This is a genomic window from Pseudoalteromonas phenolica, assembly GCF_005886345.1.
GTDB classification, from domain to species: Bacteria; Pseudomonadota; Gammaproteobacteria; order Enterobacterales; family Alteromonadaceae; genus Pseudoalteromonas; species Pseudoalteromonas phenolica_A.
In genome coordinates, this window is the sequence record NZ_PNEC01000032.1 from 1 (window position 1) to 22,129 (window position 22,129).

The window sequence follows — 22,129 nt, forward strand, 5'->3', positions numbered from 1 at the left end:
CTTTTAGTGGGTAACACCAACCTAAAGGAAAGTTATGTTGAAGCGGATAGCCATATTATTAAGTTCCATTACATTGGTTGCGTGCGGTAGTGATACTAGTGAAAATACAGATAAATTAAATGTCCTTTCTCATCTGAGCCCTTGTTATGGTGTCGGACAAAGGTTATGCCTTATGACGAAAGACGGTAATGACAACGTCAATTTCTTTTACAGTCAAATTGAAGGCTTTGACTTTACTTGGGGGAGTCAATATGAACTTATAATCAATATATCAAATATTAAAAATCCACCAGCAGACAGCTCAAGTAAGCAATATAAATTAAATCGAATTAAGTCTCAAACGGAAGATTCTGTTGGTACTAAATATGATTATAAGTTGATAGAGTTGCTGGATAATACTTTCATTAAGCAAGCTGATACCTATTATTTTTTAGGTACTCCTTTTGTATGTGGCTCTGAAGTAGACTGCGAATTATTGGTAAGTTTAAATAATAGTGGTGGGCTTGTTAATGCTACTTTTGAGTACTTAGGTGAAGGAGAAATCCAGTTAACACAGTGGAATTAGGTATAACAAGGCAATGAAACCGGATTCGCAAAACAGCAGGCTTGCGCTCCTTCGCCGCTAATTTTAGCCTGCTATTTTTCGCCGGTTAAGCGAGGCGTTAGGTACCTAATTGAAAATCAAGCATTGGAAGTTAAGCAAGACTATCTCTGCGATATATATATTGTTAGTCGCTATACTTTTTGTCATCGGACTAACTGTTCTAGGCTTGGTTGACTTCGGCCCTAAAGCGCAGGGGTTTGTTGGTTGCTACGGTACCGATGCAATGCTGTTTGGATTCGAATGTTCAGGTTTCAACGGTTCGGAGATAGTCGGTTTTGCCTTAAACTATCCGCTGTATCATTTATATATGCCGATGTTCGTAATGTTAAAACCAACGCTTATATTTGCAGTTATTGGAATGTGGTTTTTCCCCGTCCTGTTTTTAATCTCAATTAAAAAGCTCGGTGAAATCGGTACCTAACAAGTTGTTAAACAAGGTCAAAATATAGTTAGCTTTTGCTCCTTCGTCGCATATTCTAGCCAACAATATTTAGCCTGTTAACAAAGGCATTAGCTATACAAGCATTCAACAGGGTTAAAAAAGCTTGCTTTTTTAACAACAAAGTCAACTTCATATTCAGCGATTCTTGTACTTACTTGTTTGTATAAGCACTTTTTATTTTCTCCATCGGCTGTTCATTTTTAACAAATGATTTAATCGCTTTTCTTGTTTCGGACTTAAACCGTATGGGCTCATTGTCTTCTACAACTTTACAATTGGAGCCATATTTATACAAAGTGTTAGAAAAACTAGTACTAGAAAAATAAAAGAAAGCACAATACGGCTTTCAAAAGTAGTCCTTTAAAAAGTGTGTTTTGCCTAAAGCCCAAACGAATGTTAGGAGGGTGTCAAGTAGCCTAGTGTATGGGTCTGCACTGGCAACTTGACTGATAGTGGTGGAGGGCGCTAGTACATACCTTGCTATACACACTTTATAATTTTCACAGTAAAGTTGAGTTCAATCTTTTTTATAGTTTATTACTTCCGTATTTAAACCCTGCTAAATCATATATTTCTTTAATAGGCAGCTTGCTTAGAGCCACAATGTCTTGCCCTGAATTTTTCATTGCCAATTTAACAATATATGCGCCGGTTCGATACCTAATGGCTTCACGTCCGTCAGGGTGGTCGAACATCCACTGGCCGTAGTTCGCATTTTTGGGTAGCGCGAGAATTTCTTTAGCCCAGCTGTTGAAATCTTCTGTCTTCGACATTTTGTTCATCTCTCGGCCAATTTGTAGCTCTGCGAAAACGTCAGCTAAACCTTCATTAATCGTCGCTACGTCTATGCCAGCAGGGAATTTATTGTCATAAATTGTCCAACCTCTAAGAGTGTGATGCAATTCATGAAATATAGTACCACGAAGCCCTTCGTTTATAGCGGCATCAATCCCGGCCTCATCGGTCGCTTGAGTTCTGACAGCAAGTTTTCAAAGTCTAAGATTGTTTGTTTGGCTGTTTTCTCTATGTGATTTTTTTGCTGTTCAGTTATCTGGTATTTTTCATGTTCAATGTATTTAAAGGTGGCTAAATTTGCTTCTGCAGAAGCAGTTGTGGCTAAAAATGCACAGAGCAAACCGATCAGTTTTAAAAGCTTCATTTTGTTTCCATTCTTTATGTCGTGAATTTATTTAGTCGAGAGAAAAAACAAAAAGGTTTAAGTGAAAAACATCGTCATCAAAACACAAACTTGTTGCGATGCGCCGAATTGCTGTATCGAACAACATATTTAGGTTTAAGCTGAGGCAGTTTGCTGGGACTAAAATAGGTATTTAATTGTTGAAATTAGTGTAATATATTGGACGATAATAATTATTCTTTAGGGAAAACAAGATGAAAAAACAATATGGTTGTTTAGCTGTAATAGCTTTAACTGCGGCGCTTTCTGGTTGTGCGACTTCGCCAAGCGCTGAAAAAGAAGACAATGCCAATCAGTTAACTGTGGGTGTTGTACAAAAAGAAATAACAACAGGTATGCCGTCAACAGACGTGTTAACGGCACTTGGTAGCCCAAATATTGTTAAAACTAACCCAGAAGGCAATGAAGTTTGGGTATATGATCGCTTTTCAAAAGAGCAGGTATATCAAACCACAGGCGGTGCGTTAGGTTACTTCTCAGGTAATGGTGGCGGTATTATTTCTTCAGAGCAAGGCTCTAGCCAAGTGAGCTCTAAAACACTTACCGTGATCATTAAATTTGATGCGCAAGATAATGTTGCTTCGATTGCTTACCACCGCAGTAAGTTTTAATTGAGGTATAAGCATGTTTAAACTGAAATTAGTCATTGCAGCTTGTGTGGCTTTATTTCTTGTTGGCTGTGCCTCGAACAAGGCGCAAATGTCGACAATGGAAGTACGAAGTTTACAAACCAAAGAGTATCAAACTTCAGATCATATTCGAGTTTATAAAGGGTTAATAAATGCTTTATTAGACAGAGGATTCACTTTAAAGTCGTCTGATGCTAACTCTGGTGTGGTGATTGCGCATTATAGTTCTACCGAGCTCAATGGCGCCGAAATTGTCACTAAAGCGGTCGCAACTTATTTAACCTTTGGTCTGAATTGGATTTTTGGTGATAATAATTTCGAAGATATTTTAGTGGTAGATATTTCAGCCAACGTTACTGAGTTATCGGGCGTGAGTACAGTGCGTATTAATGCTGTTGGTAAACGTATGAATAGTGACGGTGAAATTGTTGATACTAAAATGGTGACTGATCCTGAATACTACAACAGTATTTTTCAGCAAATCGAAAAATCGTTGTTCATTGAAGAAAACCTAAATTAATTTCTGTGGGGTTTGGTGATTCGGTGATATTGAATGTACCGCCAAACCTCTTATCTCTTTCAAATAGTCCTTTCTCACATTTATCAATTTTTTTGGTTGGCTTTAACCTCACCTTTCGTTATGTTTATCATGTGCTTAAACAAATGTATAAGGAAATAACCATGCCCATTGAATGGACGTATTTAGCCAAGCATCCTCAACATATTAAACAGTTAGCCGAGTGGTATTTTGATGAATGGGGTGAGTATGTTGAAAACAGCTCAGAGCTTGCATTTCAAGAGAAGCTCACAGCGTATTTAAATATTGATCGTATTCCATTAATCATCTTAGCGGTTGAAGGAGATACTTTGGTGGGGGCCGCACAGCTTAAATTTCACGAAATGACCATTTATCCCGAAAAAACACATTGGCTGGGCGGTGTGTACGTTAATCCTGAATTCAGAGGTCGCAACATTGCCTCTCAATTGGTTCAGCACGCAGAAAAACGTGCCATTGAACTCAATATAAACCACCTACACTTGCAGACAGAGTCTTTGAATGGGGGTCTTTATGCCAAACTTGGCTGGGAGATTGAAACACAGGTTAATTACCGAGGTGTTGATGTGGCAGTGATGCATAAGGGTATAAAGTTATGAGCAAGTAATAAAGGAAGAGTGCCAATGATTAATTGGCAGTTTACAGCCAGATAAAAAGTCGATATCTGGCTGTGAAAATACTAAAGAATGATAGGAATATTCCAGCTTGTTTGGCTAGAACCGCCTATTCCAGAATATGTCGCACCCTCTTTGATACCTTTAATTACTTGCTCACGTTTTATGTTAGGAAATTTCTTAAAGAGAACATCAAGGTCGATTTCCGATTGGTCGGTGTAATTCACATCAACACCCGTCACAGTTAAACCTAGGCTACTTGTTTGAATAAAATCAAAATTACCAATATAAGTTGCTTTACCAGGCTCAATTTTGAATTCAACTTTCATTGGGTGAATGGGTGTTAAGGTTGCATAGCCGCTCTGAACTCTCCAACGCCAAATATGGTATTCGCCAGCGGGAAGTTCGGTAGCAAAAACTTCGCCTTTTCTGTTTAGGTGAGAAAAGTCCCCTTTTGGAGGAATTGGTATGAGTGAAACACCTGCACCAAACTCAACATAATCGAATTTATCACTATTTGCGTCACTGAAATAAACTGCATAGCCAGAGTAACCTCCTTGATAACTGATTGAAGTTACTAATAGGCCTTTATTAGAAGACTCATTTAAGTTGTAATCTTTTTTTATAGTTGTCGCTGCACACCCAGACAGAAGGGTTGCTATAAGCAGAGTAAATAAAAGTCTTTTCATTTAGGTTTCCATGAGTTCATATTTATTTTTATTAATGTTTCGATGCTTTTATTCTAAAACAAAGAATAAGGTACAATTATAAAGCCTTATTTTCCATCAGGTAAAGCTATTGAAAGTGTTAATCATGAGAGGGGTACCCAAATAACACTTTGAGTTTTCTCATGAGTCCCTTGGCCATTAACACTTGTTTATAGAGTATTTTAACTTGCATAAAGTTAGCACTCCATGGCGTGTTATTGGGTTCTGGGCCCACAATGCCATAGCGGAGTATCAGGCTTTTATCTTCTTCTACAAACGTACCGAATAACTTGTCCCAAATGATTAAGACGCCAGCATAGTTTTTATCAATATAAGAGGCGTTTGTTGCGTGGTGAATTCTATGGTGTGTCGGTGTGTTGAATACCTTTTCGAGCCACCCTAAGTTGCCTATGGTTTGCGTATGCACAAAAAACTGAAAGGCGAGGTTGAGGGCGACAATGGCAAACACAATAGCAGGCGCAAAGCCGAGTAAAATCATGGGCAACCAAAATAGCCACATGCCTACTAGGGGATATAAAAGGCTCTGCCTAAAAGCGGTTGTGAAGTTCATGTGCTTTGAGCTGTGATGCACCACATGGGCAAGCCAAAACCAGTGGATATTATGAGACGCACGATGAAACCAATAGTATAAAAAATCTTGAAGTAAGAAGCCGACGAATAGACTGCCAAGTGAAAGTGGGATATCAAACAAGGCAAAGTGATGTAACAAATTAAAATATGGCATCAATAATATGAGCGCGATGGCATCACTACCTTGATGCAACAGCGCGAGCACAGCGTTGTTTAAGCTGTCTTTTATGTTGTAATACTGCCTTGCTTTATAGAACTCAACAGCGACACATAATAAGAAAATAGGACTGAGACCAAGTAAAATCAGTTCAACGGGGATCATACATATCTCCAAGTCTATTTAGGCATTGTTGAATGTCTTTTTGAAGGATGGCTTTGAGCGCAAATTTGGGAATATACCAAGGACTTTGACATTGAATTCGATACGAAACTTGAGTGTGTTCGCCGGTTTTTTGAAAGTGAATTTCACCACGGTGCTGGCGAACAGGAAAATCATTGAGCACCTTATAACAAATCCCAGTTTGGTCAGCTTGAGTAATTTGCTCTTCAAAACTGATACCCAATATTGATACCTGCCGAATACACCCCTTGCCACCAGCTATTTCATCTTTATTAGCAGGTTTGAGTACTTTGAATTTAGCATTAAAAAAGCGGTCAAGATTGCTGTGGTCGAGCAAGGCATTCAGCAAAGTATCTGCGCTACAAGCAATCTGTTTTTGAGATTCAACGACTAACATAATCGAGTCACGTTTGAGTTTTTTAACAGCATAGTTTGACAATAAGTGAGGTTCTTGCGCTAATACGACAAGGTTTTGTTATTTTGCGACAGGGTTGTTATGGCGTCAGTTTCAAATGCATATTTGCACAGTGTCTTGGCTTTTTTGAATGAGCAGGGCATTTCTTCTAAAGAGATAAAATGCGATATCGCACAGCTCTCATCTGAGCGCATTGTCATGCAAACTTATGTTGATTTACTTAACTTTGGTGCACAGAGCACAGAGCTTAGCTTGTTTGGGTTTGAATTGGGCAAGCACATTCAAGCAAGAGATTACGGTATACTGGGCTATTTGGTCGAAAGCTGTGAGAATCTCGCACAGGCCATAGACGTACTCAGGCGATTTGACGCATTGGTGGCTGATATTGGGCAAACCCAGCTAAATGTGACTGACACATTTGCGCACTTAGATTGGCAACCGCTCACCACCGACTGCAAACAGATGGTACTTAGAAATACCACAGCTTGGGTTGCGACGGTAAGGAAGATCCTCGGTGAAACGCTTTCTCCTCATCAAGTGACATTCAGCTTTGCTCTGTCAGCACAAGAAATTGAACAGCTAAAAGAATGGTTTAATTGCGAGGTAATAACAAATACTAATGAAAACCGCATCAGCTTCGATAGGTCGCTGCTTGCACTGCCATTTACCTCTGAAAATAAGGCCATGTTTCAAGCATTGGTTAAACTTTCTGAAGCTGAGCTCTCTCAAAGCAAGCTCTCTCAATCTGAGCATTCTCAAACTATTCGAAATAGCAATATCAAACAGCAAGTTGCTACTTTACTTAGTGCTACAAGTAATTTACAAGGGTGCGATCAAAAACGTATCGCCGAAGCACTTTTTATGAGTGCACGTACATTACAAAGAAAGCTGAAAGCGGAGCAAGCGAGTTTTTCGGATATGCTAGAGACTGAACGTAAATCTCGTATAGATAATTTGCTTAAACACAATACCATTGCTCAAACCGCCTATGAGTTGGGCTTTGTGGAGCAATCTTCATTTACCCATGCATGTAAAAAATGGTTTGGCATAACACCATTGGCCTATCAGAAATCACTATCAGGGCTTACTGACAAAATAGCAAAATAATTCATTACAATTTTATTGGTGATATTCAGTTTAAATCTTTGGGTCTTAAATAAAAAATGCTTTAGCTTAGTTATAGAACTTGAAATAACAGGGGCAAAAATGAAACAAGATCAGATTAATTTTGCAGACAAGTTTGCTAAATTCAATGAACATTGGTCGCCAAGAGTGATCGCAGAGATGAACGACTACCAGTTTAAACTGGTTAAAATTCAAGGTGAGTTTACCTGGCACGACCACAAAGACACAGATGAAGTGTTTATTGTCATCGAAGGCGAGATGGGTATTGAGTTTCGAGACCGAAGCGTTCATCTGAAAACGGGCGAAATGTGTGTTGTAGCCAAGGGCGAGGAGCATAAGCCATTTGCTGAACATGAGTGTAAAGTGATGATTGTTGAGCCAAAAGGGGTTGTAAATACGGGTGAAGCAGGCGGTGAACTGACCGCACAAAACGATGTGTATATTTAAGTAACCTGAGCTCTGGATAATAAATCTATCTCCAGATGCAGACTTGAAAAATCACTTATCATTTAAATATCAATACGCTAGTAAATCTCTTAACCAAAATTCAGGTTAATTAAGTAATTTATTGAAAAGGAATTCGAAAATATGGCAAAAATTTATTTACTACTCGCCATTTTAGGCGCGGTACTCCCGTATGGGGCCTTATTACCTTGGCTGTTTGATAACGGCTTAAACCTACAATTACTTTGGCAAGCAATCACAGCAAACAATATTAGCGTGTTAGCTTGGTTAGATGTGGTTATAGCCGCAGTTGCGCTTATTTGCTTCATCGTAACAGATAGTAAAAAGCATCAAGTTAAAGGCGCTGCTTTTGCGATAGCTGCTACCTTGAGCATCGGTGTTGCGTGCGGCTTGCCACTGTATTTATATCTCAAAGAAACAAATGAAAATTAAGACTTAACTCGTTGTTAAGAAAGTGCTGAACCTACCATGTTGCAGCGAAATCGTGTCGTTTTTTTGTGAATGAACTTCCTTTTTCTTATCTTCAATAGCTTAACTAGCACCTCAGCATTCATTTCTATTTCATTTGCCTGTTATGTTGTGGAGGCTTTGTATCGAGGTTGATACAAAGCCTCCACAAATCGTTACCCAATTCCTTTATTAGTCTCGCTAAAGTGAATGTGAACTCATCAATGGGAAAACATCACAATGAAAAAAACACTTTTAGCCTTGGCATTGAGCCAAGTTATCTCATCTGCGGCTATGGCTTCAGAGCTTTGGCAGCCATTATCACAGGCCCGTTCGCAGGAGAGTGTAAGCAAACAATTATATCGATTAGATCAAGCCGCTTTGCTTGCTAGATTGATGTTTGCCGATAAAAACTTAGTGATTACATTACCTTTACCAAGTGGCGAATTGGTTAAGTTTAAATTGCAAGCAAGCCAGGTCATGTCGAAAGGTTTAGCTGAAAAGTTTCCACAGATTAAAACTTTTACAGGTTTTGATATTGATAACCCAGCAAATACAGGGCGTTTTGATTATGGACCAAAGGGCTTTTATGGGGTGTTTAACTATCAAGGTCAGCGCATTTATGTTGACCCAGAACAACAAGAAAATGTGTATGTGAGCTACAAAGATAAAAATGCACATTCGCACAGCAAAATAAAGCAAGGTGCGCCTATCAAGCGTGCTAATTCACATCTTCAGCACCGAGATTTAAAGGTGTTAATGCAAAACCAAAGTACAGAGCAAAGCGAAACCATCCCAAATAGCCATATTACCTATCGTATTGCTTTTGCTACAACGGGCGAATACGCCCAATACCATGGTGGCAGCAAAGACAAGGTGATGGCTGCATTAGTAACTATGGTGAATAGACTCAATGACGTCTACGAAAGAGACTTAGCGATGCGTTTTGAGTTGGTTGCTGATAATGACAAATTAATATTTTTAGACCCTGAAGCAGATCCATTTGCCAATACTGATCAAGATATAGATATTCTTAGCGAGAAAATAAATCAGCTAATTGGTGAGCAAAGTTATGACATTGGCCATTTAGTTGGGACAGGTGGAGGTGGTTTAGCGGGTTTTGAAGTGGTGTGTACTGAATACAAAGCCGAAGGGATAACGGGCAGTGAAGAGCCTAGCAATGATGCGTTCCATATAGATTATGTGGCCCATGAGATTGGTCACCAATTGGGGGCTGATCACACATTTAATGGTCAACAGGGGGCGTGTATAGGCAATCGTGCAGAAAACAGCGCTTATGAGCCAGGCAGTGGCTCAACCATTATGGGATACACAGGTATTTGTGATGAGCAGGACTTGCAACCTAACTCAGATCCTTATTTTCATATTCATTCACTTGACCAAATGAATGTATTTAGCCGATTAGGCGCAGGTAAAAACTGTGGTGTTCATAAAGACAGAGCCAGTGCTCAACCCAGTGCCGATGCAGGAAAAGATTACGTCATTCCTGCTCGCACGCCTTTTAAACTGGTTGGCTCTGCAACCTCAACTTCGGGTGAAGCGCTCACTTATAGTTGGCAGCAGTTTAATTTAGGTCCAGCCTCAGCAGATAAACAACAAGATGCTGTCGATGACGGCCAGCGTCCTTTGTTTAGAACTTTTAATCCTGTTGCTGAGCCTACACGAACAGTGCCACAAATATCAGATGTGCTTACAGGTACGCTCAATTTTGGTGAAGCCTATGCGACGACTAACCGTAATCTAGATTTCCGTCTTATTGTCAGAGATGGTAAAGGCGGTGTGAGCGATGACGCTATGCAGATCAAAGTGATTGCCAACGATCAAGGTTTTTCAGTGACTTTACCGGACGCTTCAAGTGCTTGGCGATCGTCAGAGCAGTTAGTTAAATGGCATACAGCAGGCACAGAACAAGCGCCCGTTGCTTGTGAAAAAGTAGATATTTTATTATCTGAAGATGCGGGCCAAAGTTTCAAGAAAGTATTAGCAGAAGGTGTCGCTAACTCAGGGGAATACACAGTTCAGCTAGAGAACATAGTGACTGAGCAAGCTCGGTTACAGGTTAAGTGTAGTGATAATATCTTCTTCGCGGTGAATACGGGTAATTTTACAATTAGTGTGGGCGAAGGCTCAGGTGAAGAGCAGCCGCCAAAAATTACTGGTCAAAAGCTACTTGAGTTAGATGAAGACACCACTTTAGAAGTAAAGCTCAGCGATTTAACTATGGCGACCGATAAAGCACTCGATAGTTTAACGCTGCAAGCGGGGGACAACTATAGCATTGATAAAAATACGATAGTACCGAGTGCTGACTTTAATGGTGAATTAACTGTGCCAGTGACGGTTATGCGCGGTAAATTAAGCAGTGAGCCTTTTCAGCTTAAAGTCACTGTGAAATCGGTAAACGATTTGCCAGAACCGCAAAATGACAGCTTTGAAGTAGAGTACCAAGCACAGCAAGTCACCCTTGATGTACTCAAGAACGACCTTGATAAAGACGATGATAAACTGACCATAGACAGTGTGGAATATTCAGGGCAAGGCACAGTGTCTATTCGCGATGACAAACTTGTTTATTCTGCAGCAAATGACTTTTCAGGGGATGATGCTTTTAAATACACGGTAACAGATGGTAAAGGCGGTAGCAGCTTTGCTGTAGTGACAGTAACAGTGAAAGGCAACCCTAACCCTGATAGTGGCGACGATGATGATAAAGATGATTCTGGTTCGTTTGGCATGCTCTCATTACTTAGTCTACTCGCATTGTTTACACGTCGAGTAAAAAGAGGGTAGAGCATGTTAAAGCACATCAGTTTATGTTTTGTCTCTTTGTGCTTTGCAGGCTGTGCGACCATCGCACAGCCTGCTCAGACGAGTAGCAAAGAGGCATCTGAAAAGTTATTTCAACAGCATGCGCAACAGGCAATTGCTAAGCATGACTACCGATTGTTGGCTTTATCGAGCCGCCGCTTGGTCATTGCAGGGCTTGAGCAGCATGATAGTGAGCAGCTAAAAACATTATGTGGCGTGAGATTTATCACTAAAAGCAAAGACGTATTAAAAACCACTGAGGATAAGCAAACTCGCTCGAAATTATATGAATATGCGGCAGGCTATAACAATCTACTCTTGGAGGCGTGTTTAAAAGTCACATCAACTTCAAAAGCTTCAATTGAATGATACACTTATGTTAAATGACAGCCAGTTAATGTCGGAAACCAAATACGTGCATTCAATTTTACTAATCGATGATGACATGGAATTGACTGATTTGATCAGCCAATTCTTAACCCAAAACGGGTATCAAGTAACGGTTGCTAATGATGGTAATAGCGCTATGTCGCTGTTGTCTTTACAGCAACCCGATCTCATTATTCTTGATTTAATGCTCCCAGGTATTGACGGTCTTACTATTTGCAAGCAAATCAGGCCAAGTTTTACCGGACCCATCATTATGTTGACTGCGCTGGTGGATGACATTGATGAAGTCACTGGACTCGAAGTCGGTGCCGATGATTATTTATGTAAACCGATTAAACCAAGAGTCTTATTGGCACATATAAGAGCGCAATTAAGGCGTCAGTCTAATCTTGCTTCGCAACAAAAAACGCACTTAAAGGTGTGTGATGGACAATTGTCTATAGATTTACCTAATAGAAGAGTGGCGTATCAATCTCAGCCGATAGAGTTATCGAGTGCAGAGTTTGATCTATTGGTGATCCTCGCCAATATGGCAGGTGAAGTGTGCTCAAGAGAGAGTTTGCACAAACAAATATTTAAGCTGGATTACGACCCACTTGATAGGTCGATAGACTTGAGGGTGTCGAGGTTACGCAAAAAACTCGGTGATGACCCTAAGCATCCCAAATTACTGACAACGGTAAGAAATAAAGGGTATCTCATTGCAACTTAATGCTAAAAACAGCCTACTGGCAGTCATCCTCATTGTTTTGAGTAACTTGGTGGTGGGCCAACTGACGTTTGACTATTTGCAACCGGCTTTAGTTGAAGAAGCAATTGATGAGTGGGAAGCCCATTTAAGCACGGTTGCGGCTGAAGTGAGTACGACGTTTAAAAACGCGAACGCACAACAGTGGGAAGCCCATGCTCTCAAGCTGAGTGAACGTTATTTTGCCGAAGCCTATATAATGTTTAAGGAAGATTTAGGGTTTTATGAGCAAGACTTACTGAACCGCGCGCAACTACATCAGCACAATAGCTTTGTTGATCTTTCTACTTCTAGCGTATTTTATGTTTTAGATACGCAGCAACTCATGGTGTTAGAGAACGTCTACTATGATAGCTTTACAAATTGGTTATCAGATTGGGTATTATGGCTTGTTGCTTGTGTTTTAAATATTGGCTTTTTAACGATATTTGTGTATTTCGTTTGGTCTGAACAAAAGAGATTATCTCACACGATTGCAGCGCTAAACCAACAACCAACTCAGCGCACTAACTCAATTGATGATCATATTGCCCATATCAAAACCTACTTGACCGACATCAGCGCTCAGAACCAAACTCAACTTAACTTACAAAGAGACTTGTTACATGGCGTTGCACATGAGTTTCGCAGCCCGATGGCACGAATGCAATTTGCGCTCGATATGCTTGAAGATGCAGATAGCCAAAGTCGAAGTGATCTAACTCAATCAATGCAAAATGCCTTACAAGGGCTAGATGATTTAGTAAAAGAGTTACTTTCTTATGCGCGCTTAAAAGATGGCTCTACCGCGGTGCAGAAGGTCAGTAGTAACCTTGATGAGTTGGCTAAACAAGCCGTGCAGAATGTGCAAAGCTTTTATCCGGCGATTAAATTTGAAGTGATAAATAGTGAATTAATGGTCAATGCTGACAGTAATCTACTTAATCGTGTGTTTGTTAACTTGCTACGAAATGCTGGGCGTTTTGCAAAAAGTACCTGCCAAGTCAGTTTTAGCCAAAATGACGCCTATATTTGTTGCTTTATTGAAGATGATGGCATGGGGATCCCGCCAGGAAAAACCGATAGGATCTTTGAACCTTTCACTCGACTAGACCCAAGTCGCTCTAGAGATTCAGGCGGATGTGGTTTGGGTTTAGCCATAGCAAGCTCTATTGCACAATTACATGACGGTAAATTGTTTGTACTTGAAAAAGAGCAAGGTTTAGGCGGCGCATGTTTTTGTTTGCAGTTGCCGCTTCAACATCAATTAAACTGATTGAGATTGCCATTTTAGAGGGACTAAGTTAGTTTGGGAGAAATTTTGGTACATATTTATCATTGGCAGTACTTATGTTTGCAAGACTTTCTCCTAAAATCACTTTTGTCGCATTGACCTTATCAACGTTATTATTTGATCAACTCAGCAAGCTGTGGGCCGCTGCGGTGCTGACTCCGTGGCAAATGACTAGCTACTTTAACGATTTGTTCCGCATTGGTTACACCGAAAATCGCGGTGCATTTCTAAGTTTGGGTGGCACAATGTCTGAATCAATGCGCGATTTGGTGTTCATTGGCTTAGTCGGTGTATTTTTGCTTGGCATGATTATTTATGTCTTTAGGGAAAAACAATTAACGAAACCTATGGCATCGGCGTGGGCCTTGATTGTATCTGGTGGTGCAAGTAACTGGTTAGACAGGGTGCTTAACGATGGCGCAGTGATTGATTTTCTGAATGTGGGTATTGGTGGTTTAAGAACGGGTGTATTTAATATCGCAGATATGTTCATTCTAGCGGGCGCTGGAATATTACTGTATTCAGGCTGGCAAGAAGAACGCGCAGCTAAGCAAGCAGAAAAGTGATGCGTTTAACACGATAGTGTTGCGTGTTTTTTGTTTCTATTTGTTATTAATTGTTACGCTGAGTGGTTGATTACTTTTCATTTTTTAAATAAGTCAGTAACCTGCTCAGCGGTAATACAAATCAGAGACAAAGACAGTGTTAAAATATGTTATTTCTGCGGCCATGTTATTGGGTAGCAGCTCAACAATGGCCACCATTGTTGAATTTCAAACTTCGCAAGGCAATTTTCAAGTTAATTTATTTAACCAAACTACGCCTAAAACAGTCGAAAACTTCATGAAATATGTGAATGAAGATCGATACCAAGGGGTTATTTTTCATCGCTTGGAGCCTAATTTTGTACTCCAAGGTGGTGGTTTTTTCTATGAAGGTAGCATCCCACTGAGCCAAGTTGAATCATTTGGCACTGTTGACAATGAGCCTGTGTATTCAAATGTTCGCGGTACGATTGCGATGGCTAAAGTAGGTGGTAACCCTGACAGCGCAACCAGCCAATGGTTTTTTAATTTAAAAGACAACAGTCAAAACCTAGATGTGCAAAACGGCGGGTTTACGGTGTTTGGACAAGTGATTGGCGACGGCATGGAGGTTGTTGACAAAATCGCCAAGCTAGAAACTTGTGGTTCAATTCCTTTAGTCGACTTTTCGCAAGACAAATGTTCAGACGATCAAGTCAACCCAGATGAAAGCAACTTTATTAGCATTGAAGCTGTAACAATAGTGGATGATAACGAGAATACCGCTGATACACTTACGCCAGTGAAGAATACGTTATTAAAGCCAACTGAACCAGATAATGGTGGTGATAATAACAATGGCAGCAGTAGCTCTGGCGGATTATTTAGTGTGCTTATGCTGATGGGCGCAGGTGTATTTTTTAGAAGAAGATACAATCGATAAATTATAGTAAAGCGCCCGTAAATAGGGCGCTTTGATTTTTAGCTATTCGCGCTTACTTACCAGCTAAATAACAACGCAGATACTGCAAGCAAACCAACGACTAACACAAAGTAGGTGCTTAAACGGCCTTTGTACTTATTCAGGCTTGGTACTTTGTAGATGGCGATGGTTGGCATTACGAATAAAATCATCGCAATGATAGGGCCTGAAATCGCTTCCATCATACCCAGAATACTTGGGTTAATTACCGCACAGATCCAAATTGAAACAAACATAGCTGCAACGCCAATTTTATCAGCAGTCGCATTACCTAGTTTAGTTTGCTTAGTCAGCAGGCCATTAAAGCTTTCTCGTGCACCTAAGAAGTGACCTAAGAAAGAAGAGGTGATCGCAACAAACGCCACGAATGGGCCAAGTAGAGCAATATATGGGTTGTCATACACGTTAGCTAAGAACGACAGTACAGAGACATTTGCTTCTTTCGCTTGGGCCATTTGCTCAGGCGTTAAAGAGAAAATACAAGAGAACACAAAAAGCAGAACAAATAAGATCAGCATTAACGAGGTGTATTTTAAGATCTTTTCACTTTTAGCAACCGCTTCTGATCTGTAATGGCGGCGCTGCACATTGGCAAAACTTGAAATGGCAGCAGCATGGCTGAATGAGAATACAATCACAGGCACAGATAACCATAAAGTGCTGCTTAGCTCACCCATATCCGGTGCAGACACCGCTGGCATTTGCCAGTTTGGAATAAGGTAAAGTGATAAGAATAATAAAATTGCCACTAAAGGATAAACTAACGCAGAGAAGGCACGCATAAGAAGCTTTTCACCGCCCAGCATTAAACTCACCATAAACGCAACCAGTACACCAGATAGCGCCACGCGAGGGATAGACTCCATACCTAACTGGTTCACCATAAAGCTGTCTACCGTATTGGTTAAACCAACACCATAAATAAGCAGAATAGGGTAGATAGAGAAGAAGTAAAGCAGCGAGATTAGACGACCTGCACCAGCGCCAAAATGCTCTTCTACGACATCGGTGAAATCAGCGTTATCTTGTTTTGAAGACAGCACAAAGCGAGCTAGACCACGGTGTGCTAAAAAAGTCATCGGGAAGGCTAGTAAAGCCATAATTAGCAGTGGCCAAAAACCACCAATACCGATATTAATTGGCAAAAATAAAATACCCGCACCGACCGCAGTTCCGAATAGGCTTAATACCCATTGTGTGTCGTGCTGAGTCCAGCCACCCCGACTGGCTGAAGACATATCTAACGTCATGGCTTCTGGGGAGTTACTCATACTTGTTGTCCTAAAAATTAATAAGAATTATTTTTCGCGCGCATGATATAGAAAATGACAGCAAGATGCATTCATACCCGCTTAATGGTTGCTGAATACTGTAAAGGGAGTTTGACGAGTGAATAGATAAGCCTGTTTTGACAAGGTGGTGATATGTTCACTACAGAGGCAACTTGATAACCACCTAAATAGAGTTAGCATTTGAATTTTGTGTGCTTTTAAAAGCTCATTAGCTGCTTGAAGCGACTTGAGTGTCTACGAGAGGCTTCAACTTCATGGCCTGAATGTAAGGTAATTAATAAATTGCCATTAACAGCGATATCGACGTTTTTTACCTGTCTCAAATTAATAATTTGCTGTCTATTCGCCCTAAAGAATAGCGTTTCAGGTAATCGCGCTTCTAATAGGTTAAGAGATTTCTTTATCAGTGGTTTTTGTTGCTTATGATGTATAAAGCAATAGTTTGAACAGCTTTCAATTAAAAATATATCTTTTAAAGGCACGAAGTCACACTCATCGCCGTCTTTTAAAAACACTGAGCTGTTTTCATCAAACTTCACTTGTTCAGTGTCTTGTGGTGCTGGCTCTGAGGCTTCTAGTCTGATGAGCTTATTAATGGTGACTGTTAATCGGTCTGTTTCAATTGGTTTTAATAAGTAGTCGAATGCGTCGTAGTCAAATGAGCGAATAGCATACTCATCGTATGCCGTTGTGAAGATAACCTTACCTTGAAAGTCGATCTCATCGAGTAATTCAAAGCCATTCTTACCCGGCATCTGAATATCCAAAAATAAGATCTCGGGTTGATGTTGTTTGATTAAAGCAATGCCTTCATCTGGATCTGCCGCTTGGGCTATCACCTCTATTTGTTCAAATTCACAGAGCATAGTGTTGAGTTCTAATCTTGCTAAACGAGAATCTTCAATAATGATTGCTTTCATAGTTCTGCCTTCGAATGATGAGACTGTATAGGAAAAGTAAGCGTGGCAATCACGGTCTCGTCTGCTTCGCTTAACTCTAAACTTGCAGATGAACCATATAATAACTGTAAACGCTTTCGAATATTATGTAAGCCTATATTGGTTGATGTGCTGGTGGTCGAAGAGGGCTTTAAGCTTCCAGGGTTACAGACTTGAATGAATATGAAATCCGCTTGCTTGTTAATCTCCAAACTTAATACACCACCACCTTTGACTAGGCTAATACCATGTTTTATGGCATTTTCAATGAGCATTTGTATCATCATAGGGGGCACGAGTACGTGAAGTAATTGGTCATCTACCTTGCTTTTAAATTTGAGCCTACCTTCATATTGAATACCTGAAATAGCAATAAACTCTTCAATTACTTTTAGTTCTTGCTCAAGAGGGATATGGCTTTTTTTATCAGCACTCAATGCATGCCTCATCACGTTAGAAAGTTGCGTGATACTCGATCTTGCTTGGTTTATATCCTCTAACATCAACGCTCTAATGTTATTGAGACTGTTAAACATAAAGTGAGGGTTAATTTGGCCGATTAGAGTGTTAAGTTGCGCTTCTTTTAATGCCAGTTGCAGTGATAGTTTTTCACTTTCGACTTGTTTCCAACGCTGCAGTGATTGCACACCTAAATAAATACAGCTCCAAATTAGAGTGATTGGGTATAGCCCAATGATGTTACTTATAATATTCATGTGACCCAATACAGAGTCATAATCAGGGTTTGTGCTATGCAACAGAGATATTGTGCCAAGCATAAATAGTGTCATGACCCCCGTACTTACTAAAGAACAAGTAAGTACAGGTATTACCATTCTAGAGAGTGATTTTTCAATTACGCTACTTTTGATATAGAACACTCTCAGGCCAAGAGAGGTCAGCAGCCCGAAGAGCAAAATAACAATGCTGTTTACAACTTGCTCACCCAGATTATTAAAGTCTGGCATTGATCTGAGGAGTAAATTTGCAACCGCCAACATACTCCACCCAATTATTTGGCAGACCCAGAATTGCTTCTTTCTAGATAAGTAATACATCAATTTTTGTACTCTTAGACCACTTCAGTTTTGCTTAATTAAGCTTGGGTTAAATACTTACCAAGCCCATAATGCTAAGCCTATGTAACCATTCGCTGCAAAATATACCGTTGAAATTGAAAACAGCATACTACTCATTGGTAAAAATATTCGGGCGAATCGATTTGTTTCCTGTTTCTTGAATTTATAAAAACTGATTAAACTCATAAAAGAAAAGAGCGCAAACAGCCAAGTGCAAGCAAAAATTACTAGGGTCGAGGCGTTGATATCTGCAATTGTAAGCCAAGTGATTTGTGTAAATGCAATTGCTAATAAAATTAAGCTTACCACTGCACAAAATGGCAATAGACGAATGAGTAGCTGGCTTTTATTTTTCAATTTGCCTCTGAAAAAGTTTACGCACCAGATTGGCAGATATAATAAAGTAATCGATAAGCTAATGATAAATAGTAGGCCTATTACAACAGGTAACCAAGCCATAAAGAATGATGACTCAACCCAAAACTGCCCATCTGTTACCAATACCTTTCCGTATTCAGGATGCTCTAAAAAGATCGAATTAGCGATATATGAGCCTTTTTCAATAAATTGATTATCTTCAAGGTGAATTAGCGTTAATGATTCAGATGGAATAAGCGGTGAGACAGTCAGTTCATTGTCTTGTTGAGATACTTTTACGGCATTAAAAGGCCAAGTTATGCCAGCGAAAATTTGGTTTCTGTCAGAGTGTAAACGATAGTAACCAGTAATATCTGAGTTTATTTGTGTGCTTTGTGGCTGTAGTTTGGGCTCGATATTTTGGTGTAAGTAATCCATTAGCATATCCGAAATTTCACGATATTTAATGCTGTTGGTGTTCACCATGAGTACATAGCCAATATCTAATTGGTGAGAGAAAGCAAATGCTGTGATAAACTCACCGACGCCCCCATTGTGACCAACCCATAAATGGCCTTTTCGCTCTGTTTGGTATAAACCAAGTCCATAGCCAAAGTTAAGACCTTGCTTTGCCGCTAGAGTAGAGTGCGGAATTTGCATTTTTGCTAAAATATCCGAGTTTATCGATGCAATAGCATTATGCTGAGTTGAATCAAGAAAGTAGCGGCCAAACTTAGCAAGTTCAGATGCTGAAATACTTAAATTACCAGCTGGACGAAGAAAAATATCATAATTAGGGATTGCCTCACCTGAATTGAATCCTTGACTAAATGCCGAGTTGTCTTGTTGATAACCGAAGAAGGCATTATTCATATTCAATGGTGCAAGGATATTTTTGCTTACATAGTCCTCAAAAGCTTGGTTGCTAAACTTTTCTATCAAGTAACCCAAAATGCCATAGCCTGGGTTCGCATAGGCGTGTCTTGTACCAGGTTGCCATCTGACAGCAAGTGACTCTGCATCTCGATTTACTGATTCAAGCAGGTTCACCTCTTGCCCTGTTTTGTTATAAAAGTTCTTAAAATGCATATCATCAAACCCAGCCGTGTGCTCGAGCAAGTGAACGACTCTGATAGGGCTGGTTTCGTGCCATGGATTATCAATGTTAATTTCAGGCGCAAGCTCACTCACCTTAGACTGTAAAGAGAAATACCCCTCTTCGATAAGTTGCATAATGGCCATTGCAACAAAAGGCTTGGTAGTTGAACCGGCTCTAAATAAAGTATTTTTATCGACTGCTATTTCTTGCGCTAGGTCACTAAAACCATGATTGAACTCTAACGTATTCTGATGTTTGTTAAAAATGACGAGCTGAGCACCCACAACATTCTGTTCTTGAAGTATTTTGCTGAATTGAGCTTTGAACTCATCTGGTTGAAGTGTTTGCTGTGCTTGTGTCTTTGCCGTAGCAAGGCAGCTCAAAAATAGTAGATAAATGGCAAGTAGGTAACTGGTTTTCATATTAACCCCTGTTAGTAAATGTATGTACAGAGTCTAAAAGGAGCCGGTTTTTTGATGTTGAAAAAGTACAGTAACGGTGAAAAACGAAGATGAATGGTATGATTGTTGAATTGAATGGTGATGCGTTTTTATGTACCAAATTAGGAGCAAAACTATTGAGACTAGTTAGAGAAAAAACGAATTAGTGAAAGGCCTGCTTAGCTGGTTTATTACTTATTTGATTATTTAAAATGTATGAGTGATTTTATTAAAGAGAAGTGTCTAGGTTATAAACCTAGGCAAACAAGCATTATAGCTGTAGCAGTCTGTGCAAGTCACTTTTGTTAAGTAAGGAAGCATTGATGCACATTGCAGAGTGTCAATATCAGCAGGTGGGCGACCGCCTGCAATGGCTGGTGTTGCGTTTAATGGCATTTGTTTGTCTGTTGATAGTTTTTTAAGCGATGTTTTTTTAGTTTTAAGTTCATTTCATCCTCCTAGATGATTATTAATTCAGAATGAAAGTAACGTAATGTAGCTATATTGTATGTAATTTGTTTTGTTGTGATTTTTCCTAAAAAAGGTAAGCTTTCTTTTTGTAAGGAGAAACCGTGTGAAAATAGCGTTACTAGGAGATTTTGATTCTAACAATATTGCCCACCAAGCTATTGAAAAAGCTATCAAGTTAAATTCACCTCAACACTTTGATATTCAATGGATACATACCAACGATATAGGTGTCGGCAAACTGTCAGAGTTTTCAGGGGTTTGGTGTGTGCCAAAAAGCCCCTATGCCAATATGGAAAACGTTTTAGCTGCAATAAGATATGTTCGCGAAAATGATATTCCTTTTCTTGGTACTTGTGCAGGCTACCAACACGCTGCTTTGGAATATGTTAAGCATGCTTTAGGTTTTGAACATGCTGGCAATGCTGAAGTAGACCATGAAACAGCTATGCCTGTGATTGCGCCCTTGATATGTCGTCTGAATAATGAGTTAAATACCATTCAATTAAATGAATGTACTCTTATCACAGTAATTTATAAAAATAGACAAATTATTGAAGAGTTTAATTGTGGCTTTGGAGTGAACCCTGACTATTTACATTTGTTTACTGGTTCTGAGATGTCGTTTACCAGTGAGGATCAACATGGCGATCCTAAGTCACTTGAAATTAAGTCGCATTCATTTTTTATCGGCACAGCTTTTCAACCCGAAAGAAGTGCATTAAAGCATTTACCTCACCCTTTAATTCAAGCTTTCTTACATGCTTGCGCTAAGATATAAGTCGCTTACTTTTATTGTTGAGGCTTAAAAATAATCTGAATCTGTCATGATTTTTTATAACCTCAACTGCTATACTGCTTTTTAATCAGATGCTTAAAGAGTCTTACTATGAAGTTATTTTATTTGATATTTGGTTTATTATTATCTGCGTTTGTTGTGGCTGAAGAAGAGAAAAAGCCAAAGCCCAAGCCGCTCGACCCGGTTTATTATGGGGTGCACCCTATGGCTTTGGTGAACAAAGGCTCAAACATTTATGCGGTTAATATGTCTGGGTATCGCCCACCTCATGACTTACAAATTATTTATCAGATTAAAAACCCGGATGTTGCTTTTCTTAATCTAGTCAAAGATGCGGAGCTTGTGACAATCAAGCCACAAAAATTTAATATTCAGCGATTATTACGCGGCGAAGAAATCACCTTAACTGCTGATGTGTATATGGGCCACTTTGATAGAGGAGGCAGTCTTTTCTATGCAAATCGCACCATTGAGTTTACAGACAAATTGTATGGTAGAGAGTTTAAAGGGCTTGAAGACTCTACCCAGTGGCAAGAATATGATTATGTAGATGTGAAGACGAATGAGCGAATTTATATTCACAAAATACAAAACGCGCCGAGTTTTAGTCATTTAATTTATGTTGATATGACAGGCGCATGTTTACAAAAATTTAGAACCTCTAAACGTGTTCCGCAAGAAAGCGAATTGACTTATAAGTTTGTAAATTGCGGCACATTAAAGCCTTTGTATTATGAATCAGAAGATTTCCAAGAAAAGTAACTGTATATTTTTAGTT

At 39.6% G+C, this 22,129-nt stretch carries 25 protein-coding genes; 16 read left to right on the forward strand and 9 right to left on the reverse strand.

Annotated features, from left to right (window positions below; genetic code table 11):
* Window positions 1–34: 34 nt before the first annotated feature.
* Together CWB72_RS12285 and CWB72_RS12290 are read left to right on the forward strand one after the other, a co-directional pair.
* Window positions 35–565 carry a DUF4377 domain-containing protein gene (locus CWB72_RS12285; protein WP_138631759.1) on the forward strand — a complete coding sequence of 177 codons (531 nt, stop codon included), beginning with the start codon at window positions 35–37 and terminating at the stop codon, window positions 563–565.
* A gap of 109 nt (window positions 566–674) precedes the next feature.
* Window positions 675–1,025: a hypothetical protein gene (locus CWB72_RS12290; protein WP_138631761.1), complete on the forward strand. Its 351-nt coding sequence runs from the start codon at window positions 675–677 to the stop codon at window positions 1,023–1,025.
* Between the two features lie 548 nt (window positions 1,026–1,573).
* Here CWB72_RS12290 and CWB72_RS12295 read toward each other — a convergent pair.
* Both CWB72_RS12295 and CWB72_RS12300 read right to left on the reverse strand, forming a co-directional pair.
* Complete coding sequence (locus CWB72_RS12295) at window positions 1,574–1,996, reverse strand: DUF2268 domain-containing putative Zn-dependent protease (protein WP_138631763.1); 423 nt, start codon at window positions 1,994–1,996, stop codon at window positions 1,574–1,576.
* Entirely contained in the window at window positions 1,981–2,205 is a 225-nt protein-coding gene (locus tag CWB72_RS12300) for a hypothetical protein (protein ID WP_138631765.1), read from the reverse strand. The genes CWB72_RS12295 and CWB72_RS12300 overlap by 16 nt, the downstream gene beginning before the upstream one ends.
* A 233-nt stretch (window positions 2,206–2,438) precedes the next feature.
* On the opposite strand from CWB72_RS12300, the gene CWB72_RS12305 reads away from it, so the two are divergent.
* The 3 genes from CWB72_RS12305 to CWB72_RS12315 all read left to right on the forward strand — a co-directional run bounded on the left by CWB72_RS12305 (window position 2,439) and on the right by CWB72_RS12315 (window position 4,028).
* Window positions 2,439–2,855 (forward strand): hypothetical protein, encoded by a 417-nt coding sequence (locus tag CWB72_RS12305; RefSeq protein WP_138631767.1) that lies wholly within the window; start codon window positions 2,439–2,441, stop codon window positions 2,853–2,855.
* Window positions 2,856–2,868: 13 nt separating this feature from the next.
* Window positions 2,869–3,393, forward strand: coding sequence for a hypothetical protein (locus CWB72_RS12310; protein ID WP_138631769.1), 525 nt, complete (start codon window positions 2,869–2,871; stop codon window positions 3,391–3,393).
* 161 nt (window positions 3,394–3,554) lie between these two features.
* Entirely contained in the window at window positions 3,555–4,028 is a 474-nt protein-coding gene (locus CWB72_RS12315; RefSeq protein WP_212747891.1) for a GNAT family N-acetyltransferase, read from the forward strand.
* 80 nt (window positions 4,029–4,108) lie between these two features.
* On the opposite strand, the gene CWB72_RS12320 is transcribed toward CWB72_RS12315, so the two are convergent.
* The 3 genes from CWB72_RS12320 to CWB72_RS12330 form a co-directional block, all read right to left on the reverse strand.
* Window positions 4,109–4,732 (reverse strand): membrane lipoprotein lipid attachment site-containing protein, encoded by a 624-nt coding sequence (locus CWB72_RS12320; protein WP_138631771.1) that lies wholly within the window; start codon window positions 4,730–4,732, stop codon window positions 4,109–4,111.
* A 118-nt stretch (window positions 4,733–4,850) separates the two neighbouring features.
* A complete protein-coding gene (locus CWB72_RS12325; RefSeq protein WP_138631773.1) occupies window positions 4,851–5,663 on the reverse strand; it encodes a sterol desaturase family protein in 813 nt (270 codons plus the stop codon).
* On the reverse strand, window positions 5,650–6,078 hold the full coding sequence (locus CWB72_RS12330) for an SRPBCC family protein (protein ID WP_138631907.1): 429 nt from the start codon (window positions 6,076–6,078) through the stop codon (window positions 5,650–5,652). The genes CWB72_RS12325 and CWB72_RS12330 overlap by 14 nt, the downstream gene beginning before the upstream one ends.
* Before the next feature lie 99 nt (window positions 6,079–6,177).
* Between CWB72_RS12330 and CWB72_RS12335 the strand changes: the two genes are divergently transcribed.
* The 9 genes from CWB72_RS12335 to CWB72_RS12375 all read left to right on the forward strand — a co-directional run bounded on the left by CWB72_RS12335 (window position 6,178) and on the right by CWB72_RS12375 (window position 14,840).
* Window positions 6,178–7,203 carry an AraC family transcriptional regulator gene (locus CWB72_RS12335; RefSeq protein ID WP_138631775.1) on the forward strand — a complete coding sequence of 342 codons (1,026 nt, stop codon included), beginning with the start codon at window positions 6,178–6,180 and terminating at the stop codon, window positions 7,201–7,203.
* Window positions 7,204–7,302: 99 nt separating this feature from the next.
* A complete protein-coding gene (locus tag CWB72_RS12340) occupies window positions 7,303–7,668 on the forward strand; it encodes a cupin domain-containing protein (protein WP_138631777.1) in 366 nt (121 codons plus the stop codon).
* Window positions 7,669–7,809: 141 nt separating this feature from the next.
* Window positions 7,810–8,118: a DUF2834 domain-containing protein gene (locus CWB72_RS12345; protein ID WP_138631779.1), complete on the forward strand. Its 309-nt coding sequence runs from the start codon at window positions 7,810–7,812 to the stop codon at window positions 8,116–8,118.
* A 255-nt stretch (window positions 8,119–8,373) separates the two neighbouring features.
* Entirely contained in the window at window positions 8,374–10,944 is a 2,571-nt protein-coding gene (locus tag CWB72_RS12350; protein WP_138631781.1) for a reprolysin-like metallopeptidase, read from the forward strand.
* A 3-nt stretch (window positions 10,945–10,947) separates the two neighbouring features.
* Window positions 10,948–11,331, forward strand: a complete 384-nt coding sequence (locus CWB72_RS12355; protein ID WP_138631783.1) for a hypothetical protein — start codon at window positions 10,948–10,950, stop codon at window positions 11,329–11,331.
* Window positions 11,332–11,338: 7 nt separating this feature from the next.
* Window positions 11,339–12,064, forward strand: coding sequence for a response regulator transcription factor (locus CWB72_RS12360; protein WP_252371550.1), 726 nt, complete (start codon window positions 11,339–11,341; stop codon window positions 12,062–12,064).
* Window positions 12,054–13,355, forward strand: coding sequence for a sensor histidine kinase (locus tag CWB72_RS12365; RefSeq protein WP_138631785.1), 1,302 nt, complete (start codon window positions 12,054–12,056; stop codon window positions 13,353–13,355). Before CWB72_RS12360 ends, CWB72_RS12365 begins: the two co-directional genes overlap by 11 nt.
* Window positions 13,356–13,429: 74 nt before the next feature.
* Complete coding sequence (gene lspA, locus CWB72_RS12370; protein WP_138631787.1) at window positions 13,430–13,939, forward strand: signal peptidase II; 510 nt, start codon at window positions 13,430–13,432, stop codon at window positions 13,937–13,939.
* Window positions 13,940–14,075: 136 nt separating this feature from the next.
* Entirely contained in the window at window positions 14,076–14,840 is a 765-nt protein-coding gene (locus CWB72_RS12375; RefSeq protein ID WP_249349284.1) for a peptidylprolyl isomerase, read from the forward strand.
* A 56-nt stretch (window positions 14,841–14,896) separates the two neighbouring features.
* Here the strand turns inward: CWB72_RS12375 and CWB72_RS12380 are convergent, their stop codons facing one another.
* The 4 genes from CWB72_RS12380 to CWB72_RS12395 all read right to left on the reverse strand — a co-directional run bounded on the left by CWB72_RS12380 (window position 14,897) and on the right by CWB72_RS12395 (window position 20,066).
* On the reverse strand, window positions 14,897–16,150 hold the full coding sequence (locus CWB72_RS12380; RefSeq protein ID WP_138569146.1) for an aromatic amino acid transport family protein: 1,254 nt from the start codon (window positions 16,148–16,150) through the stop codon (window positions 14,897–14,899).
* 218 nt (window positions 16,151–16,368) lie between these two features.
* Complete coding sequence (locus CWB72_RS12385) at window positions 16,369–17,091, reverse strand: LytR/AlgR family response regulator transcription factor (protein WP_138631789.1); 723 nt, start codon at window positions 17,089–17,091, stop codon at window positions 16,369–16,371.
* Window positions 17,088–18,110, reverse strand: a complete 1,023-nt coding sequence (locus CWB72_RS12390; protein WP_171037292.1) for a sensor histidine kinase — start codon at window positions 18,108–18,110, stop codon at window positions 17,088–17,090. Before CWB72_RS12390 ends, CWB72_RS12385 begins: the two co-directional genes overlap by 4 nt.
* Window positions 18,111–18,224: 114 nt before the next feature.
* Window positions 18,225–20,066, reverse strand: a complete 1,842-nt coding sequence (locus tag CWB72_RS12395; protein ID WP_138631793.1) for a serine hydrolase domain-containing protein — start codon at window positions 20,064–20,066, stop codon at window positions 18,225–18,227.
* Between the two features lie 592 nt (window positions 20,067–20,658).
* On the opposite strand from CWB72_RS12395, the gene CWB72_RS12400 reads away from it, so the two are divergent.
* Complete coding sequence (locus tag CWB72_RS12400; RefSeq protein WP_138631795.1) at window positions 20,659–21,333, forward strand: glutamine amidotransferase-related protein; 675 nt, start codon at window positions 20,659–20,661, stop codon at window positions 21,331–21,333.
* A gap of 108 nt (window positions 21,334–21,441) precedes the next feature.
* Entirely contained in the window at window positions 21,442–22,113 is a 672-nt protein-coding gene (locus CWB72_RS12405) for a hypothetical protein (RefSeq protein ID WP_138631797.1), read from the forward strand.
* Window positions 22,114–22,129 lie beyond the last annotated feature (16 nt).

Excerpts from the sequence above, each read along its gene's own strand:
- CWB72_RS12285 (WP_138631759.1), top strand. The coding sequence starts at position 35 with ATGTTGAAGCGGATAGCCATATTATTAAGTTCCATTACATTGGTTGCG.
- CWB72_RS12300 (WP_138631765.1), bottom strand. The coding sequence starts at position 2,205 with ATGAAGCTTTTAAAACTGATCGGTTTGCTCTGTGCATTTTTAGCCACA.
- CWB72_RS12305 (WP_138631767.1), top strand. The coding sequence starts at position 2,439 with ATGAAAAAACAATATGGTTGTTTAGCTGTAATAGCTTTAACTGCGGCG.
- CWB72_RS12310 (WP_138631769.1), top strand. The coding sequence starts at position 2,869 with ATGTTTAAACTGAAATTAGTCATTGCAGCTTGTGTGGCTTTATTTCTT.
- CWB72_RS12315 (WP_212747891.1), top strand. The coding sequence starts at position 3,555 with ATGCCCATTGAATGGACGTATTTAGCCAAGCATCCTCAACATATTAAA.
- CWB72_RS12320 (WP_138631771.1), bottom strand. The coding sequence starts at position 4,732 with ATGAAAAGACTTTTATTTACTCTGCTTATAGCAACCCTTCTGTCTGGG.
- CWB72_RS12325 (WP_138631773.1), bottom strand. The coding sequence starts at position 5,663 with ATGATCCCCGTTGAACTGATTTTACTTGGTCTCAGTCCTATTTTCTTA.
- CWB72_RS12330 (WP_138631907.1), bottom strand. The coding sequence starts at position 6,078 with ATGTTAGTCGTTGAATCTCAAAAACAGATTGCTTGTAGCGCAGATACT.
- CWB72_RS12335 (WP_138631775.1), top strand. The coding sequence starts at position 6,178 with ATGGCGTCAGTTTCAAATGCATATTTGCACAGTGTCTTGGCTTTTTTG.
- CWB72_RS12340 (WP_138631777.1), top strand. The coding sequence starts at position 7,303 with ATGAAACAAGATCAGATTAATTTTGCAGACAAGTTTGCTAAATTCAAT.
- CWB72_RS12345 (WP_138631779.1), top strand. The coding sequence starts at position 7,810 with ATGGCAAAAATTTATTTACTACTCGCCATTTTAGGCGCGGTACTCCCG.
- CWB72_RS12350 (WP_138631781.1), top strand. The coding sequence starts at position 8,374 with ATGAAAAAAACACTTTTAGCCTTGGCATTGAGCCAAGTTATCTCATCT.
- CWB72_RS12355 (WP_138631783.1), top strand. The coding sequence starts at position 10,948 with ATGTTAAAGCACATCAGTTTATGTTTTGTCTCTTTGTGCTTTGCAGGC.
- CWB72_RS12360 (WP_252371550.1), top strand. The coding sequence starts at position 11,339 with ATGTTAAATGACAGCCAGTTAATGTCGGAAACCAAATACGTGCATTCA.
- lspA (WP_138631787.1), top strand. The coding sequence starts at position 13,430 with ATGTTTGCAAGACTTTCTCCTAAAATCACTTTTGTCGCATTGACCTTA.
- CWB72_RS12380 (WP_138569146.1), bottom strand. The coding sequence starts at position 16,150 with ATGAGTAACTCCCCAGAAGCCATGACGTTAGATATGTCTTCAGCCAGT.
- CWB72_RS12385 (WP_138631789.1), bottom strand. The coding sequence starts at position 17,091 with ATGAAAGCAATCATTATTGAAGATTCTCGTTTAGCAAGATTAGAACTC.
- CWB72_RS12390 (WP_171037292.1), bottom strand. The coding sequence starts at position 18,110 with ATGTTGGCGGTTGCAAATTTACTCCTCAGATCAATGCCAGACTTTAAT.
- CWB72_RS12395 (WP_138631793.1), bottom strand. The coding sequence starts at position 20,066 with ATGAAAACCAGTTACCTACTTGCCATTTATCTACTATTTTTGAGCTGC.
- CWB72_RS12405 (WP_138631797.1), top strand. The coding sequence starts at position 21,442 with ATGAAGTTATTTTATTTGATATTTGGTTTATTATTATCTGCGTTTGTT.